The 4,348-nt window shown below is 64.5% G+C and carries 5 protein-coding genes; 4 read left to right on the forward strand and 1 reads right to left on the reverse strand.

The annotated features are described in order from the left end of the window. Positions 1 to 174, reverse strand: a 174-nt coding sequence (locus ENZ74_RS23535) for a hypothetical protein (RefSeq protein WP_164761157.1), incomplete at its 3' end; no start/stop codon positions are given. A 323-nt stretch (positions 175 to 497) separates the two neighbouring features. Between ENZ74_RS23535 and ENZ74_RS23540 the strand changes: the two genes are divergently transcribed. The 4 genes from ENZ74_RS23540 to ENZ74_RS23555 all read left to right on the forward strand — a co-directional run. Then, positions 498 to 1,778, forward strand: a complete 1,281-nt coding sequence (locus tag ENZ74_RS23540; protein ID WP_063169507.1) for a histidine kinase — start codon at positions 498 to 500, stop codon at positions 1,776 to 1,778. Next, on the forward strand, positions 1,778 to 2,500 hold the full coding sequence (locus tag ENZ74_RS23545) for a response regulator transcription factor (protein ID WP_027163049.1): 723 nt from the start codon (positions 1,778 to 1,780) through the stop codon (positions 2,498 to 2,500). Before ENZ74_RS23540 ends, ENZ74_RS23545 begins: the two co-directional genes overlap by 1 nt. 114 nt (positions 2,501 to 2,614) lie before the next feature. Further along, positions 2,615 to 3,583 (forward strand): YihY/virulence factor BrkB family protein, encoded by a 969-nt coding sequence (locus ENZ74_RS23550; RefSeq protein WP_245441347.1) that lies wholly within the window; start codon positions 2,615 to 2,617, stop codon positions 3,581 to 3,583. Positions 3,584 to 3,775: 192 nt separating this feature from the next. Next, positions 3,776 to 4,348: SMP-30/gluconolactonase/LRE family protein (locus tag ENZ74_RS23555; protein WP_245470992.1), on the forward strand; the 573-nt coding region annotated here is incomplete at its 3' end.

Consider the following 4,348-nt stretch of genomic DNA (forward strand, 5'->3'; position numbering starts at 1 on the left):
GGTGCAGGCACTGTCGACGCGCGGATAGTAGATTTCGTTGAGCATGCCGTGGCTGATCGTGAACCAGATCCGGCCGGCCGGCGAAAGCGACGTTCCGACGCCGCTCTTGGCGCTTGACGTCCAGCGCGCCGGAATTCCCGGGGCGCCCGGAGCAACGTTTTGCGTCACTGGCATTCTGTTTCGGTCTCCTGGCCTCCTCCCTAGACCAGGACGCGAACCCTTTACAATCATTGCACCGCAAGTTGATCGGCGCCGACGGCAGGGCAACGAACTAGGGCTAACGGGTTTCTTCGGAGCTTTCGTCTGCGCTGACGGAGCAGCAAATGAAAAACCCGCCAGTGCGGCGGGTCACCGGCGCAAATCAGCACCATGGACGAAAATGTACCATAGCTGAGCTCACCGAGTCAAGAAAAAATTCCTATGACCAAAGGCACCGTCGTTGACAGCGGCGGCGGCATGCGTCCACTATTTCCCGGCACGGGAGGATCGTGAAAGCAATGGCGGAAGTGTCCCTGGTCCTGATCGACCGGCTGCTGGCGATATCGCGGGCGCTTGCCGGCCATATCGATCCCGGCACGGCGTTCCGCGCGACAGCCATCGAGATCGGCTCGCTCATCCCGCACGACCACATGGATCTGGCGGTGCTGTCGCATGATGGGCGCCGGCACGCCTGTTACGAAGCCGGCTTCCACACCAGCTGGAGCGAGCTTGCCCAGCATCCGCTGCCGACCGAAGTCAGCCCGATCCGCTCGGTGCTGTGGGGCGAAGTCCCCTATCTGCTCGCCGACGACGCGCTGAGCGACGAGCGGTTCCATTTCGCCACCGCTATCGATGGTCCGATCTTCGCCGCCAGGCTGCGCAGCCGCATCGTCGTGCCGCTCAGGGCGCGCGGCGGCATCATCGGCGCGCTCAACATCAGCCGGCACGAGGTCGACTGCTACACGCTTGCCGACGTCGCGGTCGCGCAGCAATGCGCCGACCTGATCGCGCCCTACATCTTCGCGCTGATCCAGACCGAGGAGGCGCGCCGCGCCATGCTGGCCGAGAGCGAGGCGCGAAATCGCGTCGAGCTGCTGCGCGTCGGCGCCTCGCAATTGACCGAAGGCATGGAGCGCGAACGCCGGCGCATGGCCATGGACCTGCACGACCAGACGCTTGCCGATCTCGCCCGCATCGCGCGCCAGCTCTCGGCACTTCGCGGCCAGGGCGTGGCGCGGGCAGCACAGCTTGCCGATCTCGAGAAGGAGGTCGCCGGCTGCCTGACGGAACTGCGCCACATCGTCGACGACATCCGGCCGAGCGTGCTTGAACTGTTCGGCCTGCGCGATGCGGTCGAGGCGCATCTCAACCGCAGCGTCGCCAGGGCCAAGCCGCCGATCGCCGTGCGCATCGCCGACACCAGCGACGGCGGCGCCGACAGCCTGTCGGAGCCAGTGCGGACCGCGCTCTACCGGATCGTGCAGGAAGCGATCAACAATGCCGTTCGCCATGCCGCGCCGCACCGCATCGACGTGCTGCTGGCGTCGACCGCGAGCGTGCTGCGGGTGATCGTGACGGATGACGGCCAGGGCTGCGGCGCCGTTGACCCGGCCGCGTATGGCGGCATCGGCCATATGCACACGCGGGCAGCCCTTATCGGGGCGCGGCTGCGCATCGGCCAGGCCGGCCGCAAGAACGGCGGCACCCGTGTCGTCGTCGAGATCGACCGCCAGCCATTACGGGAACTGGCGGCGGCTGCAACAATGCCTGGCGAACTCGCCGTATCGGAGGCCATGTGATGCTTGTGATGATCGCCGAGAATGACGGGCTGCACCGTAGCTTCGCGCGGCGGACGGTGGAGCAATTGTGGCCCGGTGACGTCGAGGTGATCGAAGCGAGCGACGGCGAGGACGCCATCAACCTGGCGACTGAGCGCGAGCCACTGCATGTCGTGCTCGATTTGCAGATGCCGAAGGCGACGGGAATCGAAGTTGCCAGGGCGATCTGGAACCGCCGCGCCGGCACGCACATCCTGTTCTGGTCGAATTTCGCCGACGAAGCCTATGTGCGCGGCGTGGCGCGCATCGTCCCGCCCGGCTCTGTCTACGGCTATGTGCTGAAATCGGCGACGGAGGAAGGCATGCGGTCCGCCCTGCGCGGGGTTTTCCGCGAAGGCCACTGCATCATCGACCGCGAGATCCGCGGCATCCAGCATCGCGTTCAGGACAAGTTCGAGGGCATCACCGACGGCGAATATGAAAGCCTGATCGACATCGCGCTCGGCCTGACCGACCGGGCGATCGCGGCACGTCGCGGCCTGTCGATCCGTGGTGCGCAGAGCCGCATCAAGCACTGCTACGACAAGCTCGGCATCGTGCCGGCGGAGGACGGCACCGGCGATGCTTCCGTGTTCAACTCGCGGACGCGGGCGATCTATCTCGCCATGGCGCGCGGCCTGATCAACATCGACGCACTGCGTCGCGAACAGGACCGGCTCGACGCCTGGCTGGCGGAGCACTGAAACAGCGGCGGCCACAAGCCGGAACATCGGAAGGTCCGGCGCATTGCTAGTGAACGCCAACTCAACGCCTGCGGATCCGAAGTGCGACCCTCATTTGCAGATTCATGGCACCTGGTGCGCGAAAGCGTCGTCGGTTTCATCGACGACAATGCGCTCAGCCATGGTGCGGCGATGGCCTTTTATGCCGCCACCTCGCTGGCGCCGATCTTGCTGATCGTGGTTGCGATTGCTGGTCTCGTCTTCGGCCACGATGCCGCACAATTGGCCTTGTCCGCGCAGATATCAGGGCTGATGGGACCGGAAAGCGCCGATCTCCTCAAGACTGCGCTGGAAAGTGCATCCGGCAGGCTGTACGGCACCTGGGCCGCGATCATAGGGCTGGTCACCTTGCTGGTAGCCGCTTCTGGCGTCTTCGGCGAAATGCAGCAGTCGTTGAACACAATCTGGAAGATCGAACCGCAAGGCAATTCCCTGTCGCGTCTGGTGAGGGCACGGGCCGCCAGTCTGGGGTTGGTGGCCGCACTCGGGTTCCTGTTGCTGGTCTCTCTCATCGCAAGCGCTGCGATTTCGGCACTGGGCGCTTTCATCAACGCCCATCTGCCGTTCGGAACGATCATACTCAGCGGGATCAACGGCGTCGTTTCGTTTGTGCTTATCGCCGTGATGTTTGCCGCCATTTACAAGGTTTTGCCCGATCGAACCCTGGAATGGCGCGATGTGGGAATCGGCGCTGTCGGAACCGCGGCCCTGTTCACATTGGGAAAATCGCTTATCGGCTGGTATATCGGCACCAGCGCGATTGCGTCGTCGTACGGCGCCGCCGGCGGACTGCTCGTGATTTTGCTCTGGGTTTACTACTCGTCGGAGATTTTCCTCCTCGGCGCCGAGTTCACGCGCGCCTATTCCGTTCGCCACGGCAGCCGGTCCGATCTGAAGAGGTTGGTTCACAGCCCTTTGTCCGTGCAGCACGGCTCAGCTCGAACACAACAGGAGTCCAATGCTGCTGGCGTGGTCGTGCTTGTGGCGGTGGCGTGCGCGAGCGCAACCTTGACCGCGCTTTTGCGAAGTGTTCGCCGGCCCTGATCTGACGTCGCCGGTATTCTACGCTCGATAGGCACGGGCGACTGTGCAAATGCACAGTCGCCCGTGCGCTTTGACCCGTATCGGCTCGTCGGGACCGCGCCTACGCTCTGCCCCAACAAGAAGACTGTATCGGGAAGCGCTCATGCCATTCGTCACCATGCGGAGTAGCACGGCTGTTCGCGCCGGGAGCCGATGATGTCGGTGCCGGCGCGTGCGCGCCATTCCGGTTTCGACGATGTCGTCGGCGATGCGCCGATCGAAACGCTGGCGAGCGGCTTCGGCTTCCTCGAAGGGCCGGTCTGGCATCCCTATGAGAAATGGCTGGTCTTCTCCGACATTCCGGAAAGCCGGATGTATCGCTGCAGTGCCGAGGGCGAGATCGAGCTGTTCCGCGAGCCGAGCCATAAGGCCAATGGCAACACGCTGGACCGCCAGGGGCGGCTGGTCACCTGCGAGCACGCAACGAGCCGCGTGACCCGCGCCGAGCCCAACGGCAGCGTGACCGTGCTGGCCACGCATCATCAGGGCAAGCAGCTCAACAGCCCGAACGATATCGTCGTTGCCACCGGCGGATCGATCTACTTCACCGATCCGGGCTATGGCCGGAGGGAGTTCTATGGCGTGCCACGCCCGCAGGAGCTGCCGTTCCAGGGCGTCTACCGCATCGATGGCGACGGCGCCCGGCTGACATTGCTGGCCGACGATTTCGGGCAGCCGAACGGGCTGTGCTTTTCGCTGGACGAGTCGCGGCTGTTCAGCAACGAC

Origin of the sequence: Mesorhizobium sp. M7A.F.Ca.CA.002.15.2.1, assembly GCF_003998715.1 — a bacterium.
Taxonomy (GTDB): Bacteria; Pseudomonadota; Alphaproteobacteria; order Rhizobiales; family Rhizobiaceae; genus Mesorhizobium; species Mesorhizobium ciceri.

Excerpts from the sequence above, each read along its gene's own strand:
- ENZ74_RS23540 (WP_063169507.1), top strand. The coding sequence starts at position 498 with ATGGCGGAAGTGTCCCTGGTCCTGATCGACCGGCTGCTGGCGATATCG.
- ENZ74_RS23545 (WP_027163049.1), top strand. The coding sequence starts at position 1,778 with ATGCTTGTGATGATCGCCGAGAATGACGGGCTGCACCGTAGCTTCGCG.